General features: G+C 71.5%; 12 protein-coding genes. 2 read left to right on the forward strand and 10 right to left on the reverse strand.

Features of this window, described 5'->3' with window-relative positions:
• Positions 1 to 56: 56 nt before the first annotated feature.
• The 5 genes from ACVGV2_RS19960 to clpB form a co-directional block, all read right to left on the reverse strand.
• Positions 57 to 719 (reverse strand): TrmH family RNA methyltransferase, encoded by a 663-nt coding sequence (locus ACVGV2_RS19960; protein ID WP_459163876.1) that lies wholly within the window; start codon positions 717 to 719, stop codon positions 57 to 59.
• 10 nt (positions 720 to 729) lie between these two features.
• A complete protein-coding gene (gene pyrE / locus ACVGV2_RS19965) occupies positions 730 to 1,278 on the reverse strand; it encodes an orotate phosphoribosyltransferase (RefSeq protein ID WP_459163877.1) in 549 nt (182 codons plus the stop codon).
• Between the two features lie 60 nt (positions 1,279 to 1,338).
• Positions 1,339 to 2,112, reverse strand: a complete 774-nt coding sequence (locus ACVGV2_RS19970) for an SDR family NAD(P)-dependent oxidoreductase (protein WP_459163878.1) — start codon at positions 2,110 to 2,112, stop codon at positions 1,339 to 1,341.
• 76 nt (positions 2,113 to 2,188) lie between these two features.
• Positions 2,189 to 2,878, reverse strand: a complete 690-nt coding sequence (locus ACVGV2_RS19975; protein ID WP_459163879.1) for a type III secretion system chaperone family protein — start codon at positions 2,876 to 2,878, stop codon at positions 2,189 to 2,191.
• Positions 2,879 to 3,120: 242 nt separating this feature from the next.
• Entirely contained in the window at positions 3,121 to 5,721 is a 2,601-nt protein-coding gene (gene clpB / locus ACVGV2_RS19980; RefSeq protein ID WP_459163880.1) for an ATP-dependent chaperone ClpB, read from the reverse strand.
• Between the two features lie 362 nt (positions 5,722 to 6,083).
• Between clpB and ACVGV2_RS19985 the strand changes: the two genes are divergently transcribed.
• The gene (locus tag ACVGV2_RS19985) at positions 6,084 to 7,682 is read left to right on the forward strand and encodes an alanine/glycine:cation symporter family protein (protein ID WP_459163881.1); all 1,599 of its coding nucleotides are present in this window, start codon (positions 6,084 to 6,086) and stop codon (positions 7,680 to 7,682) included.
• 310 nt (positions 7,683 to 7,992) lie between these two features.
• Here the strand turns inward: ACVGV2_RS19985 and ACVGV2_RS19990 are convergent, their stop codons facing one another.
• From ACVGV2_RS19990 to ACVGV2_RS20005, 4 genes are all read right to left on the reverse strand, one after another.
• On the reverse strand, positions 7,993 to 8,850 hold the full coding sequence (locus ACVGV2_RS19990) for a YceI family protein (RefSeq protein WP_459163882.1): 858 nt from the start codon (positions 8,848 to 8,850) through the stop codon (positions 7,993 to 7,995).
• 47 nt (positions 8,851 to 8,897) lie between these two features.
• On the reverse strand, positions 8,898 to 11,576 hold the full coding sequence (locus ACVGV2_RS19995; RefSeq protein ID WP_459163883.1) for an MFS transporter: 2,679 nt from the start codon (positions 11,574 to 11,576) through the stop codon (positions 8,898 to 8,900).
• A 69-nt stretch (positions 11,577 to 11,645) separates the two neighbouring features.
• On the reverse strand, positions 11,646 to 12,269 hold the full coding sequence (locus ACVGV2_RS20000) for a MarR family winged helix-turn-helix transcriptional regulator (protein ID WP_459163884.1): 624 nt from the start codon (positions 12,267 to 12,269) through the stop codon (positions 11,646 to 11,648).
• A 276-nt stretch (positions 12,270 to 12,545) separates the two neighbouring features.
• Positions 12,546 to 13,100, reverse strand: a complete 555-nt coding sequence (locus ACVGV2_RS20005; protein ID WP_459163885.1) for a MarR family winged helix-turn-helix transcriptional regulator — start codon at positions 13,098 to 13,100, stop codon at positions 12,546 to 12,548.
• 496 nt (positions 13,101 to 13,596) lie between these two features.
• Here ACVGV2_RS20005 and ACVGV2_RS20010 point away from each other — a divergent pair, with 496 nt between their 5' ends.
• Positions 13,597 to 14,700, forward strand: a complete 1,104-nt coding sequence (locus ACVGV2_RS20010; RefSeq protein WP_459166066.1) for a globin domain-containing protein — start codon at positions 13,597 to 13,599, stop codon at positions 14,698 to 14,700.
• A 138-nt stretch (positions 14,701 to 14,838) separates the two neighbouring features.
• On the opposite strand, the gene ACVGV2_RS20015 is transcribed toward ACVGV2_RS20010, so the two are convergent.
• Entirely contained in the window at positions 14,839 to 15,357 is a 519-nt protein-coding gene (locus ACVGV2_RS20015; protein ID WP_459163886.1) for a heat shock protein transcriptional repressor HspR, read from the reverse strand.
• Between the last annotated feature and the right edge of the window lie 2 nt (positions 15,358 to 15,359).

Genomic DNA, 15,359 nt, shown 5'->3' on the forward strand with positions numbered 1-15,359 from the left:
CAGAACATCGTTGTTCGCGACGGGGCCCACCCGCATCGAGCCCGGCACGCGGATCATCACCACGCCATGTCGGGATCGGCGTGCTGGGCCACCCAGGTGTGCATGACGACACCCGCGGCCACGCCCGCGTTGATCGACCGCGTCGAACCGAACTGCGCGATCGACACCACCAGGTCGGCCTGCTCCCGCGCGTCCGAACGCAGTCCCGGGCCTTCCTGTCCGAACAGCAGCACGCACTCCCGCGGCAGCGTCGTGCGCTCGATCGGCTGCGCCCCGGCCGAGTTGTCCACGGCCACGACGGACAGACCCCGCTCGTCGGCGAAGCGCCGCAGTTCGGCAACCTCCGGGTGGTGGTGCACGTGCTGGTACCGGTCGGTGACCATCGCCCCGCGCCGGTTCCACCGGCGGCGTCCGACGATGTGCACCGCCTCGGCCAGGAACGCGTTCGCCGTGCGCACCACCGTGCCGATGTTGTGGTCGTGCTGGAAGTTCTCGATGGCCACGTGGAACGGGTGCCGCCGCCGGTCGAGGTCGGCGACGATCGCTTCCCTGTCCCAGTACCGGTACGCGTCGACCACGTTGCGGCGGTCGCCGTGCTCCAGCAGCTCCGGGTCGTAGCGCTCGTCCACCGGCCACGGCCCCTGCCACGGGCCCACGCCGACCGTCGTGCCCCACTCGGTGGGGCCGACCTCACCGGCGCCCAACGTGTCCTCGCTCATGCCAGCCCGCTCACGCCAGTCCGAGGTCGGCGAGCCCGAGCAGGGAGCGGTAGGTCAGCCCGGCCTCCTCGATGGCCTCGCGCGCCCCCGTGTCGCGGTCCACCACGGTCGCCACACCGACGACGTGCGTGTCGGCCCCGCGCAGCGCCTCCACCGCGGTGAGCACGCTCTCCCCGGTGGTGGACGTGTCCTCGACGGCGAGCACGTTCGCCCCGGTGACGTCCGGACCTTCGATGCGCCGCTGCAACCCGTGGGTCTTGGCGTTCTTGCGGACCACGAACGCGTCCAGCGGCTCCCCGTCCGCGTGCATCATCGCCGAGGCCACCGGGTCCGCCCCGAGCGTGAGCCCGCCGACGCGGGTGAACGACCAGTCCGCGGTGAGCTGCCGCAGCAGACCGCCGATCAGCCGGGAGGCGCGGTGGTGCAGCGTCGCCCGCCGCAGGTCCACGTAGTAGTCCGCCTCCTTGCCGGAGGACAGGGTGACCCGGCCGTGCACGACGGCCAACTCCGCTACCAGGCGCGCGAGCTCGGCTCGCTGCTGCTCATCGACTGCGACCACGAGTTTCCAGGGTAACGCCGGGCGTCCGGGTCTTCGCCGGGCGCCCGTCTCCGCGGCCGGTCAGGTCCGGTCCGGCGCCGCACGCTCCACGATCCGGCGTTGCAGCGAGAACGGCACGAGCCTGCCCGCGCCCACGAGGGCCTTGTAGCGCAACCCGGGCACGGACACGGCCTTGCCGCTGCGCAGGTCCGCCAGGGATTCGTGCACCACCCGGTCGGTCGTCAGCCACATCGACTTCGGCAGGCCCCGCATGTCCAGCCCGGCGCGCTCGTGGAACTCGGTGCGCGTGAACCCGGGGCACACGGCCGCGATCCGCACGCCCGCCGGGCCCAGCGACATGGCCAGTCCCTTGGAGAACGTGAGCACGTACGCCTTCGTCGCCGCGTAGGTCGACCCGGAGGAGGCGAAGAAGGCGGCGACGCTGGAGACGTTGAGGACCTCGCCGCGGCCACGTTCCCGCATGCCGGGCACGGCGGCGCGGGTCAGGCGCAGCACGGCGGTGACGTTGAGGTCGACCTGCTTGGTCAGCTCGTCCGGCTCGAGCTCCCAGAACGTCCCGGAGGTGCCGAAACCGGCGTTGTTCACCAGCAGGTCCACGGGACTTCCCCGGTCGTCCAGCCGCTTTTCCACCGCGGCGAGCTGCTCGGCGTCGGCGAGGTCGGCCGGCAGCACTTCGACGGCGACGCGGTGGCGCTGGCGCAGCGTGGCGGCGAACTGCTCCAGCCGTTCGGCATCGCGGGCGACGAGGACCATGTCGTGGCCTTCAGCGGCCAGCCGGCGGGCGTAGGCCCGTCCGATGCCCGCGGTGGCTCCGGTGACGAGTGCGGTCGGCATGCCCCACAACCTACCGTCCACGACCCACCGAACGGTCACGTGCGGCGCGGACGCCTCGCGGGAAGGCCGCCGCGGGTCAGCCGCCGGAGCTCTCGCCGGGTACGGACTCGATCGGCTCCTCGCCGTCGGTGTCGAACGGGTCCACCAGGTCCGCGATGTCGCCGAGGGACTGCAACAGCTGCTCCAGCCGTTCCGGCACGGCCTCGTCGATCTCCAGGGCCGCCACGACCCAGTCGTTCTCCAGCCACACCACGGTGACGTCCTCGCCGACACCGTCGACGACGCCGGTCAGCTCGGTGGTGAGCAGCGGGCGCGCGGTGGCCACGTCGGTGACGAACGCGTAGCGCTGCCCCACCGGCCCCAGCAGGTCCAGCCCGGACTCCTGCGGCACCGGGACGTCCGGCAGCCACAGTTCCACCGCGACCGGGACGGGACGGCGGCACCGCAGCGCGACGAGCGTGGCGACACCGCGGCCGCCGGCCTCCAGGTCGAGCACGTAGACCTGGCGCCGGCCGTCCGAGGTGAACGTGGTGCCGGCGACGATGTCGGTGGCGTACGGCGCGGCGTGCTGCGCGAGCATGCCGCGCTCCCAGCGGGTCGGCAGCACCTGGTCCGCTTCCGCGAACTGCCAGCCGCGCAGCGTCGCCCACCGGCGACGTTCCCTGTTGTTCGCGCCGCGCCGCTTGCGGTCGACGAGCAGCAACGTGCCGCCCGCCGCGACGGCGGCGGCGGCGATGACGAACCACAGCCAAGCTGGTATGCCCACACGCGCAGGGTAGCCGGGTCCGCACCGCGGCTGTCGATCACCTGGGCGTTGCGCCCGATCGCCCCCCTGTGCCCCTGGCTGTGCCCCTGGGTGTGACGAACGCGTGCGGACATTTCTCGAGAAACGTCGCGCACTTTTCTCGAGAAATGTCGGGGACTTTTCTCGAGAAACGTCCTCACCGGCCGACACGCCCGGTCATGCACGAGCAGCGAAACGGGCGTGTCGGGAGCCGCGGGCGCGGGTCAGGCCGGTTGCTGCTCGGTCGTGCGCTCGACGGTCAGCGCTCCGCCCTCGTCATCGGTGTCCACCCGGACGGTGTCACCTTCGCGGATCTCGCCGGAGAGCAGCTTCTTCGCCAGGGAATCGCCGATCGCCGACTGCACCAGGCGCCGCAGCGGCCGCGCACCGTAGATCGGGTCGAAGCCGGTCAACGCCAGCCAGTCGCGCGCCGCCGGCTGCACGTCGAGGATCAACCGCCGCTTCGCCAACCGATCGGCGAGCATGCGCACCTGGATGTCCACGATCGAGCCGAGCTCCGCGGTGGACAGCGAGTGGAACACGACGACCTCGTCGAGCCGGTTGAGGAACTCGGGCTTGAACTGCTCGGACACGATCGACCGCACCGCCGCGTCCCGGTCCTGCTCGCTCAGGTCCGCATCGGCGATGGCCTGCGAGCCGAGGTTCGACGTGAGCACGAGGATCGCGTTGCGGAAGTCCACCGTGCGGCCTTGGCCGTCAGTGAGCCGACCGTCGTCGAGCACCTGCAGCAGCGTGTCGAACACGTCGGTGTGCGCCTTCTCCACCTCGTCGAGCAGCACCACCGAGTAGGGACGCCGCCGCACCGCCTCGGTGAGCTGACCGCCCTGCTCGTGGCCGACGTAGCCCGGGGGCGCGCCGACGAGCCGCGCCACCGAGTGCTTCTCGGCGTACTCGCTCATGTCGATGCGCACCATGGCGCGCTCGTCGTCGAACAGGAACTGCGCCAGCGCCTTGGCCAGCTCGGTCTTGCCGACACCGGTGGGGCCGAGGAACAGGAACGACCCCGTGGGCCGGTCCGGATCGGACACGCCGGCGCGGGAGCGCCGCACCGCGTCGGAGACGGCGCGTACCGCCTCGGCCTGCCCGACGACGCGTTCGCCGAGCGCGTCCTCCATGCGCAGCAGCTTGGCCGTTTCCCCCTCGAGCAGGCGGCCCGCGGGGATGCCGGTCCACGAGGCGACCACGTCGGCGACGTCGTCCGGGGTGACTTCCTCCTGCAGCATCGCCCGGTGCTCGTTCTGCTGGGCCGTGGCGGTTTCGAGCTCCTTCTCCAGGCCGGGGATGCGTCCGTAGCGCAGCTCCGCGGCCTTGGCCAGGTCACCATCGCGTTCGGCTCGTTCGGACTCGCCGCGCAGCTGCTCCAGCCGCGTCTTCAGATCGCGCACGGCGTCGATGGACTCCTTCTCGCCCTGCCACCGCGCGGTCAGCGCCGAGAGCCCCTCCCGCTGGTCGGCCAGTTCGGCACGCAGCGCGGCGAGGCGCTGCCGCGAAGCCGCGTCCTCCTCCTGGGCCAGCGCCATCTCCTCGATCTCGAGGCGGCGCACGGAGCGTTCCACCTCGTCGATCTCCACCGGCCGGGAGTCGATCTCCATGCGCAGCCGGGACGCGGCTTCGTCGACGAGGTCGATGGCCTTGTCCGGCAGGAACCGCGCGGTGATGTAGCGGTCGGACAGCTCGGCGGCGGAGACCAGCGCGCTGTCGGTGATGCGCACGCCGTGGTGCACCTCGTAGCGCTCCTTGAGGCCGCGCAGGATGGCCACGGCGTCCTCGGAGCCGGGTTCGCCGACGAGGACCTGCTGGAAGCGCCGCTCCAGCGCCGGGTCGGTCTCGACGTGCTCGCGGTACTCGTCGAGCGTGGTCGCGCCGACCATGCGCAGCTCGCCGCGCGCGAGCATCGGCTTGATCATGTTGCCGGCGTCCATCGCACCTTCGCCACCGGCGCCCGCGCCGACGATGGTGTGCAGCTCGTCGATGAAGGTGATGACTTCGCCGGCCGCGTCGGTGATCTCCCTGAGCACCGCCTTGAGGCGTTCCTCGAACTCGCCGCGGTACTTGGCCCCGGCGACCATCGCGGCCACGTCCAGCGCGACGACCCGCTTGCCGCGCAGCGATTCGGGCACGTCGCCGGCGACGATGCGCTGCGCCAGCCCGTCGACGATGGCGGTCTTGCCCACTCCGGGCTCGCCGATGAGCACCGGGTTGTTCTTGGTGCGCCGCGAGAGCACCTGGACCACGCGGCGGATTTCGGCGTCGCGGCCGATGACCGGGTCGAGGTCCCCGTTGCGCGCGCGTTCGGTCACGTCCTGGCCGTACTTGCCGAGGGCCTGGTACGTGCCTTCCGGGTCGGGGCTGGTGACGCGGGCGGAGCCGCGGACCTCGCCGAAGGCGTCGCGCAGCGCCTCCGGCGTGGCTCCGTGCCGCTTCAGCAGGTCGGCGACGCTCCCGCCGTCGGCGGCGAGGCCGACGAGCAGGTGCTCGGTGGAGACGTACTCGTCACCGAGCTCGGTGGCCAGCCGCTGCGCGTGCGTGAGCGACTTGACCGCGTCGCGGGACAGCTGCGGTGCGGACACGGTGGAACCGCTCGCCGCGGGCAGCGAGCCGGTGATCTGGTCGAGCTCCTGCCGGACGGTGGCCGGGTCGGCGTCGACGGCGGACAGCAGCGGCGCGGTCAGCCCGTCGGTCTGCGCCAGCAGCGCACCGAGCACGTGCGCGGGGTCCACTTCCGGGTTGCCGGCCATCGTGGCCGCCTGCCCGGCCGAGGAGATCGCCTGCTGGGTCTTCGTCGTCGGGTTGAACGCGTCCATGCCTCCACCTCATCACGCTCTCGTAGCAGGTTCCGCCGTCACGGCCGGTCGCGCACGTGCGCACCGCGGCCGCACGCAGCGCCGCCGGCCCGGCGGCCGAGCGCAGCGCCGCCGGCCCGGCGGCCGACCGCGAAACCGCCACCCGCGCAGCGCCGCCGGCCGGAGCCGCTACCGCGCGGCCCCCACGTACAACGTCAAAAAACTTGAGCCTGTTCCGCTCAAACCAAAATATCACTGTCCGGAGCTGCGCGAGCACGGATCGTCGATGAACGGACAACGGCGGGAAACGAACGGCGCCCGTTCGCTCTCGATGCGGTTTCACAGGTTGCCGCGATCACACCCGAGTGGTGCACTTCCGCACCATGACGGAAGTCTCCGCCCTGCACAGCCCCGCGGCACCTCCACCGAGCACCGCCGCGCGCGACCTCGCGCTCGCGACCGAACCGACCGGGGTACTCGGCTACATCGAGAACCTCATCAACAACGCGTTCAACCCCATCTCCGAAACCTTCTACAACTTCGTGATGGGTGAGGTCACGGTCTTCGGGATCACCTTCCCGTGGATCGTGGCGTGGTTGATCCTCGGCGCGACCGTGTTCACGATCGCCTTCGGGTTCATCCAGTTCCGCGCGTTCAAGTTCGCCATCGACCTGGTGCGCGGCAAGTACACCAGCAAGGACGAACCCGGCGAGATCCACCACTTCCAGGCGCTGACCTCCGCCCTGTCCGGAACCGTGGGCATGGGCAACATCGCCGGTGTCGGCGTCGCGGTCACCGTCGGCGGCGCCGGCGCCACCTTCTGGATGATCCTGGCCGGCCTGCTCGCCATGGCCACCAAGTTCATGGAATGCACTGTCGGCGTGCGCTACCGCGAAACCGCGCCCGACGGCACCATCTCCGGCGGCCCGATGCACTACCTGCGGCTCGGGCTGGCCGAACGCATCCCGAACCGCTTCGGCATCGGCCTGGGGCGCGTGCTGTCGGTGCTCGCCGCGATCATGATCCTGTTCTTCGCGCTGGCCGGCGGCAACATGTTCCAGGCCAACCAGACCTTCGCGCAGCTGCAGAACGTCACCGGCGGCGAGAACGGCTTCCTCGGCTCGGACGGCGCCGCCGTCGGCTTCGGCATCGTGCTGGCCATCGTCGTCGGGATCGTCATCATCGGCGGCATCAAGTCCGTCGGAGCCGTGACCAGCCGGCTCGTGCCCGCGATGGCGCTGGTCTACATCCTCGGCTGCCTGACCGTCATCGTCATCAACTTCAACCTGGTGCCCGGGGCCGTCGCGGAGATCGTCACCAGCGCGTTCACCCCGGAGGCCGGTTACGGCGGAGCGATCGGCGTGCTCATCGTCGGCTTCCAGCGCGCCGCGTTCTCCAACGAAGCCGGCCTCGGCTCGGCTCCGATCGCGCACTCGGCGGTGCGCACGAAGTACCCCGCCACCGAGGGTCTCGTGGCGCTGCTCGAACCGTTCATCGACACGGTCGTGGTGTGCACCATGACCGCGCTGACCATCGTCATCGCGCAGACCCAGTTCTGGCGGGACGCGCAGGTCACCGCCATGGTCACCGGCGAGGACCCCGACGGCGTCATCGTGACCTCGCACTCGTTCGCCACGGTGCTGCCCTGGTTCCCGGTCGTGCTGGCCATCGCCGTCGCGCTGTTCGCCATCTCCACGATCATCACGTGGGGCTACTACGGCCAGCGCGCGTGGATGTACCTGTTCGGCCGCGGCGCGGCCAGCAAGCAGGTGTTCAACGTCGTCTACTGCCTGTTCGTGGTGATCGGCAGTGCGCTGACGCTGACCAGCGTGCTCAACTTCGCCGACGCCGTGCTGTTCGCGCTGGCGCTGTTCAACATCCTCGGCCTGTACATCATGATCCCGGTGGTGCGGGAAGAGCTGAACAAGTACCGCGGCAAGGTGCGCAGCGGGGAGGTCAGCCGCGTCGACACCAAGGACTGAACGCGGCCCGGGCGAACGCAGCCCCGGGCGAACGCGGCACGCCTGAACGCGGCCGCCGAGCCGGGATCCGTGTCGGCCGGCACGACGCGGGGCCGGCAACACGAGCGGGCCGGCAACACGAGCGGGGCGGTGGTTCGCGCGAACCACCGCCCCGCTCGCTTCCTCCATCCCCCGATGGCCGAACGCACACCCCCGACAGGTGCGTTCGACCACGTCGTGCAGCCGATCGCCGGCCGCCGGGCCCCGGATCAGCCTCCGCCCGACCCGGATCGGTCTCCGGTCGTGCGCGACTCCCGGTGAGCGCCGGGGCTCATTCGACGAAGACCGCCTGGACGTCGATCTCCACCTTCAGCGTCGTGCCGATCGCGGCGATGCCGGTGCGCAGCACCTGGTTGTAGTTCAGGTCGAACTCGTCGCGACGCAACGTCGTCGTGGCCGTGGCCGAGGCGCGCGTGCCGCCCCACGGGTCCGGCCCCACGCCGCCGAACCGGGTGTCCAGCCAGACCCGCCGGGTCTGGCCGCACAGCGTCAGATCGCCCTCCAGTTCCCAGCGGTCGCCGCCGCGCGGGCGCAAGCCGACCGAGCGGAACGTGATCCGCGGGTAGCGCTCGACGTCCAGGAAGTCCGGGGCGCGCAGGTGCTCGTCCCGCACGCGATTGGCGGTGTCCACGCTGGACGCGTCGATGTCGGCTTCCACGGTGGACTGCTCGACCGGATCGGCGACCCGGATCTCGCCGCTGAAGTCGGTGAACCGCCCGTGCACGCTGCTGATCCCCAGGTGCCGCGCGGTGGCCTGCACCGAGGAGTGCACCGGGTCGATCCGCCACAGCCCGGTGGTGGGCAGTTCCAGTCCGTCCGCCCGGCGCAGCTCGATCTGCCCCAGCGTCGCGGAACAGCCCTGCTGCACGAGCGTGGTGCGGGCGACGGGCTCGTAGCCCACGGCGGTCACGATCGCCGTGTAGGCCCCGGGGCGCAGCTCGGGGGCGAGAACGGAACCCTCCGCGTCGCCCTGGACCCGCGCCGCCTGCGCACCGCCGCCGTCGATCACGGTCAGTACCGCTTCGGGTACCGGCCAACCATCCGCCGCGCACACCGTCGCGCTCACCGCACCGCCCTCGTCGGTGCGGTGCGCACCGGGTGCCGCGGCCCGGTGTTGGCCGTTGTCCATGACGAACTTCCTTTCTCGAAACCGGGTGGGACTCGGACGGGTGGGCCTCACTGGCCCTCGGGGTGACCGAGGTCCACGTCGTGCTCCACCTGCTCCCCGTGCAGTTGCAGCGAGCCGGCCACCGGCGGGAACCCGGTGGTGATCATCGTGTACTCGCCCTCCGGCAGGTCGGTGAAGCCGTAGCGGCCGTCCACGTCGGTTCTCGCCGCGGCGACGACGGCGCCGGACCCGTCGAGCAGCGTCACCCGGGCGTCGGGGATCGCCACCCCGAGCACGGCCGAGCGCACCACGCCGGACATCTGCGAGCCCGACTGCAGCGCCACGTCGTGCTCGGCGCGTTCCCCGTCGCCGAGCGCCACCTGGGCCGCCACCGGCCGGCATCCGGGCGCGGTCGCGGTCAGCGCGTAGGTGCCGCCGACGAGTTCACCGATCGCGTAGCGCCCGTCCGGGCCGGTGGCACCGCTGGCCACGACCTCGCCGCGCACGTCGGTGAGCACCACCACCGCGCCGGCGACGCCGCGGTGTCCGTCGTGCACCGTGCCGCTGAGCTCGGCGGCGCCGCTGAGCTGCACGTCGTGCCGCACCGGCCGGTCGCCGACCACGACCATCGAGGCGCTGGGCTGGTAGTTGCCGCCGGAGGCGATGAGCACGTAGGTCCCGCCACCCGCGACCGGCAGCTGGAACTGCCCGTGCTCGTCGCTGCGGCCCCGCTCGGCCTGCCGGCCGTTGGCGTCGGTGAGCGTGAGCACCACGCCGGTCACCGCGCCGCCGGCCGCGTCGCGCACGGTGCCGTGCACGAACAGCCCGCCGGCGTCGTCGTGCGCACCGACCGCGGCGGCGGGGCCCACCCCGGCGCCGTTGGTGGCCGCCGCGGTGTGCACCGGGTCGGCGTGGAGACGGGGGCCGATGCCGTCGGAGCCGGTGCTCTCCCCCACCGCGGCCAGCACCGCGGTGGGCTGCTCGGCAGCCCGCGCGGACGCCACGACTCCCGCCTCGCGGGCGACTCCTTCCTCGCGGGCGACTCCCGGCTCGCGGGCGGTCGTGTCCGCGTGAGCTCCTGCTGCTTCCTGCGCCGCCACGGGCGTCGCCTCCCATTCGTCCTCGGTGTGGATCGTCGTGCGCAGCGGCACTTCCTTGATGAACAGCACCGCGATGAACGTGACCACCGCGATGCACGCGGAGATGAAGAACAGGTCACCGATCGCGTCGCCGTAGGAGGCCTGCACGATCGTCTTGACGGGCTCGGGCAGCGAACCCACGTCCAGCGTGCTGCTGCCCCCGCCCGCGCCGGAGGCCGCTCCCGCCGGAACGCCCAGCGCGGCCAGCCGGTCCTGGATGTACCCGGTGAGCCGGGTGGCCAGCACCGCGCCCAGCACGGACACGCCGGCCGAACCGCCCAGCGTCCGGAAGAACGTGACCACGGAGGTCACCGACCCCATGTCCCGGCTGGACGTGGCGTTCTGCACCGCCAGCACCAGGTTCTGCATGAGCATGCCGACGCCGATGCCCATCAGCGCGAGGTAGCAGCCCACCAGCACGAGGTCCGTCTCGGAGTCCATGGTGCTGAGCAGGTACATGGCGACGATCATCACCGCCGCCCCGCTGACGAGGAACGGTTTGATCCTGCCCGTGACGCGGGCGATGATCTGCCCGGACACCGTGGTGGAGACGAACATCCCGAAGACCATCGGCAGGGTCATCAACCCGGCGCCGGTCGGGCTGAACCCGCGGGAGAGCTGGAAGTACTGGCTCAGGAAGACGGTGCCGCCGAACATGGCCGTGCCGACGGCGACCATGCCGATGGTCGCCGCGGAGGTGGTGCGGTTGCGGAACATCCCCAGCGGCACGATCGGCTCGCGCACCCTGGTCTCGATCACCAGGGCGATCAGGACCGCGACGACCCCGCCCGCGACGAGCCAGGCCGTCTCCTGCGACCACCACGCGAACTGGTTGCCGGCCATCGACACCCAGATCAGCAGCGCGCTCACGCCGCCGACCAGGAACAGGGCACCGAACCAGTCGACCTTGACGTCGCGCTTGACCACCGGCAGCTTGAGCACCCTGCCCAGCACGAGGAACGCGATGACCGCGATCGGGACGGTGATCCAGAAGCACCAGCGCCAACCGAGCGGCGAGTCCACGATGAAGCCGCCGAGCAGCGGCCCCGCCACGGTCGCCAGCGCGAAGGTGGCGCCGATGTAGCCCGTGTAGCGACCGCGCTCGGCCGGCGGGACCATCGCCGCGAGCACGACCTGGGCGAGCGCCTGCAAGCCGCCCATGCCGATGCCCTGCACCGCGCGGAAGCCGATGAGCATGCCCATGCTCTGCGAGAAACCGCCGAGCACCGAGCCGAGCGTGAAGATCACGATGGCCACCTGGTAGAGCAGCTTCTTGCTCACCAGGTCGGACAGCTTGCCCCACAGCGGCGTGGTGGCGGTGGAGGTCAGCAGCATCGCGCTGACCACCCAGGCGTACTGGCCCTGGCTGCCGTTCAGGTCGGCGGTGATCCGCGGCAGCGCGTTCGACACGATCGTGCTGCTCAGCATCGCCACCAGCAGGGCCAGCAGCAGTCCGACGAGCCCCTGCATGACCTGCCGGTGCGTCATCGGCCGGTCGGTCGCACCGCCCCCGACCCCGGTCGCACCGGCCCCGGCCCCGGTCGCACCGGCAGCCGTCTCCGCGGTAGCGGCCGGGGGGCTTTCTCCCCGGACCGTCGTGCTCGTCATCGCGTCCCTTTCCTCGCTCACGTGCGCGGCGCTGCCCGCAGCACCGCGCCTCCGATGGGTGGCGGCCGTCTACCGCGCGGCCGCGGTGCGCGCCGCGCCGCTGCCGCCGGCGTCCGCGTCGCCCGCGCCGGGTTCCGCCCCGGTCTTCGCATCCGCAGCGGTGTTCGCATCCGCAGCGGTGTTCGCATCCGTCGCGGCGGCGCCCTCGTCCGCGCAGAGGGTGGAGCGGCGTTCGGGCAGCTCCTCGGCCTCGGGGAAGGAGTGGCGGCGCAGGTCGCGCATGGCCGCGTCCATCAACCCCGCGAGTTCCTGCACGGAGTCGTCGTCCCAGTGCACGAGGGCGTCCCTGATCCACTGCGCCTTGTTGTGCTCCAGTTCGCGCACCACGCCCTCCCCTTCGGAGGTCGCGCGCAGCAGCGAGACGCGCCGGTCGTCCGGGTCCGGCCGCCGGGTCAGCAGCCCGGCCTGCTCGAGTTGCGCGACCTGCCTGCTGATGACGGAGGCATCGACGATGCGGTGGTGCGCGAGGTCCGAGGAACGGCTCTCGCCCCGGGCGACGAGCTCGGTGAGCAGGCCGCTCGCGGCGTAGGGAACGCGGTCGGTGAAGTGGTTCTGCATGGCGAACTGCTTCGTCGCCAGCAGCATCCGCAGCGAGTGCAGCAGTTCTCCGCAGTTTTCGATCTTCGGTCCCATGGCCATCATTCCTTTAGTTGCTGTAGCCAACTATAAGAAAACTGGTTGCAGCAAGCAACTTGTGCGTGCGTGATGCGGAACACGCGAGGGGCGCGCTGCGGGAACGTGCCGCGGTGGACCGGCGCGGCACGGATCAGTGCGGGGTGCACCGGAGCTGCGCGGCATGGCTCGGCGCAGCACGAGTCGGCACGGCGTGCACCGGAGCTGCGCGCCCGAAGAACGCGTCGGCGAACGCGCCGCGGCGGAGTCGAGCGCGGCGCCACCTCGGACGAGACCTCAGGCTGCGCCGTTGAGCCGCCCGAGCAGCCGCGCAAACTCCTGCAGATCGTGCGTGGGCCAGCTGGCGAACACCGCGCGCAGCCGTTCACTGCCCTGGTCCTGCACCCGGGTCAAGCACCGCCGGCCCTGCGCGGACAGCTGGATCAACCGGGCGCGGCCGTCATCGGGATCGGGAACGCGCTCGAGCAGGTCGAGGTCCACCAGCGCGGCGATCTGCCGGCTCACCGTCGACTTGTCCAGCCCGGCGCGCTCGGCCACGTCCATACCGCGCAGGCGGCCCGCGTCGGCGACCATCAGCAGCAGCACGTAGGACTCGGCGTCCAGCCGCGGATGCACCTGCGCGGCCACACCGGCCGTCACCGAGCGCGCCCGGCGGAACAGCAGCGCGAGCTCGCGCTCCACGGCCTCGGCGGCCTCGGTGCGCTCCTCCTGCGCTGGAGCCGCCTCCTGTCCCGGGGCCGCCTCCTGTCCCGGGGCAGCTGCGACCGCGTCGCGGGAAGCACCGCCTTCGGACGCCGCGGCGACCGGTTCGCCCTCGTCCTGCTCGATCACGTTCACCTCACCTGCCGCGCCGGCAGTCGACCAGCAGCTCCTCGCGGGATGCGCACCGCGCTCGCACGACGGCAGGGCCCACCCGCGGACACCACGGCACCCTCCGCGGACACCAACGTAATCGCCGCCGCGGGCCCCCCGAACGGCGGCACCCCTTTCCGCGGCCGCACCCGCGAGCACGGACGCGCCCCGAGGGCACGGCGTGCCCTGGGACCAGTGCACTGCGTGCACAGCGCGCGTGGGAACGGTCACCGCAGCAGGAAAACCGGGGCGTTCCCCGTCCTCAAGTCACTCAAAAGTGGCACCATGGCACACGGGCCCGGCTTCACCGGCTAAAGTCCACCGCTGTCGGGGATCATGTCGCCTGCAGCGGTGTACCCGGTTCACGCGTGCAGACCGCCAACCTGGAGACGATCGCGCTTCAACCATGTCAGCGAACGCCGTACTGAACCCCGACCCCTCGCCGGAACCCGAACCGTCCTCGGGCGCGGAGCGCATGGTCCGCCTCGTCCGGGACAGCTGGGCCGCCGCCGAACCACGCTCCGACGAAGTCGCCCGGTTCTTCTACGGCATGCTGTTCAGCCTCTCCCCCGGGACCCGGGAACTGTTCCCCGTCAACATGGAGGTCCAGCGCAGCAAACTGCTGCGCGCCCTGGTGCACGTCATCCAGATGGTCGACAAGCCGGACGAGCTGCTGCCGTTCCTGCACCAGCTCGGCCGCGACCACCGCAAGTTCGGCGTGGTCACCAGCCACTACGAAGCGCTCGGCACCGCCCTGCTCGCCTCGGTGAAGCGCTACGCCGGCGACGCGTGGGACGAGGAGGTCGAACGGGCCTGGGCCGAGGCGTACACCGTCATGGCCACGGCGATGTCCGAAGCCGCGGCGGCCGACACCGGACCCGCCTGGTACGACGCCGAGGTCATCCACCACGAGCGCCGCACGCACGACCTCGCGATCCTGCGCGTGCGCCCCGACTACCCCGTGCCGTACCTGCCCGGGCAGTACGTCAGCATCGAAGCCCCGCAACGCCCGCGGCTGTGGCGCTACCTCACGCCCGCGAACGCGCCGGGCGACGACGGTTCGATGGAGTTCCACGTGCGCGCCGTCGACGGCGGCTGGGCCTCGCGGGCCCTGGTGTGGCACGCGAACCCGGGCGACCGGTGGCGCATCGGGTCACCGATGGGGCAGCTGTCCGTCGACCGCGAGGCGGACGAGAAGGTCCTGATGATCGCCGGCGGCACCGGCTTGTCACCGATGCGCGCGATCATCGACGAGCTGGCCCAGTACGGCACGAACCCGCGGGTGCACCTGTTCTACGGCGGACGCACCCGCGAGGACCTCTACGACCTGGACAACCTCTGGACGATCGCGGCGAGCAACCCGTGGCTGACGCTCACCCCGGTCGTGGAGGACGGCTCGGAGGTGCCCGGCGCCGAGCACGGCACGCTCGCCGACGTGGTCGGCCAGCACGGCGATTGGGCCGACTGGAAGATCCTCACCAGTGGTTCGCCCGCGATGCTCCGCGCGACCATCTCGCGCATGCTCGTCGCGGGCACGCCGCTGGAGAACATCCGCTACGACCCCTTCACCATGGACTGACGTCGCGTCCGCGGAGCATTGTTGAGTCATTTTGCGTACGGACTTCCGTAGCGGAACCTCCTGCACGGCTCTCGCTCCGGGTGCTCGACCTCGAGCAGCCACTGTCGAAGCGACGTTGGCTCAACAACGTCCCAGAGCTCAGCCGCTGGTGCGGCGGCCGCGCTTCGACCGGTGCCCGCCGTCGCCTTCTGCGCCGTCGCCGCCCTTGCGGTCGCGCTCGGGTTTCCACACCACCAGCGCGGTCTCCTGCCGCACCGGCACGAGGTCCCGGCGGTAGGAGGCGTGCACCGCCGCGGCCGCCTGCTCGGCGGCGGAGTAGGCGGCAGCGACCTCCTCGGTCAGTTCGCGGACCTGCTCGCGCAGCGCGTCGGCCTCGTTCTCCAGCTCGATGATGCGCTTGATGCCCGCGAGGTTGACGCCTTCCTCCTGGGACAGGCGCTGCACCTCGCGCAGCAGCGCGATGTCGCGCGGCGAGTACCGGCGCCCGCCGGCGGGGGTGCGGCCGGGGGAAACCAGGCCGAGCCGATCGTAGCTGCGCAGCGTTTGCGCGTGCATCCCGCACAGCTCCGCGGCCACCGAGATCACGAACATCGGCGTGTCCTCGGTGGCTCCGGCGGGAAAGCCCATCGGCATGCCCGGTTCGTTTCCCCCGACCATGG

Source organism: Bounagaea algeriensis (genome assembly GCF_054491375.1).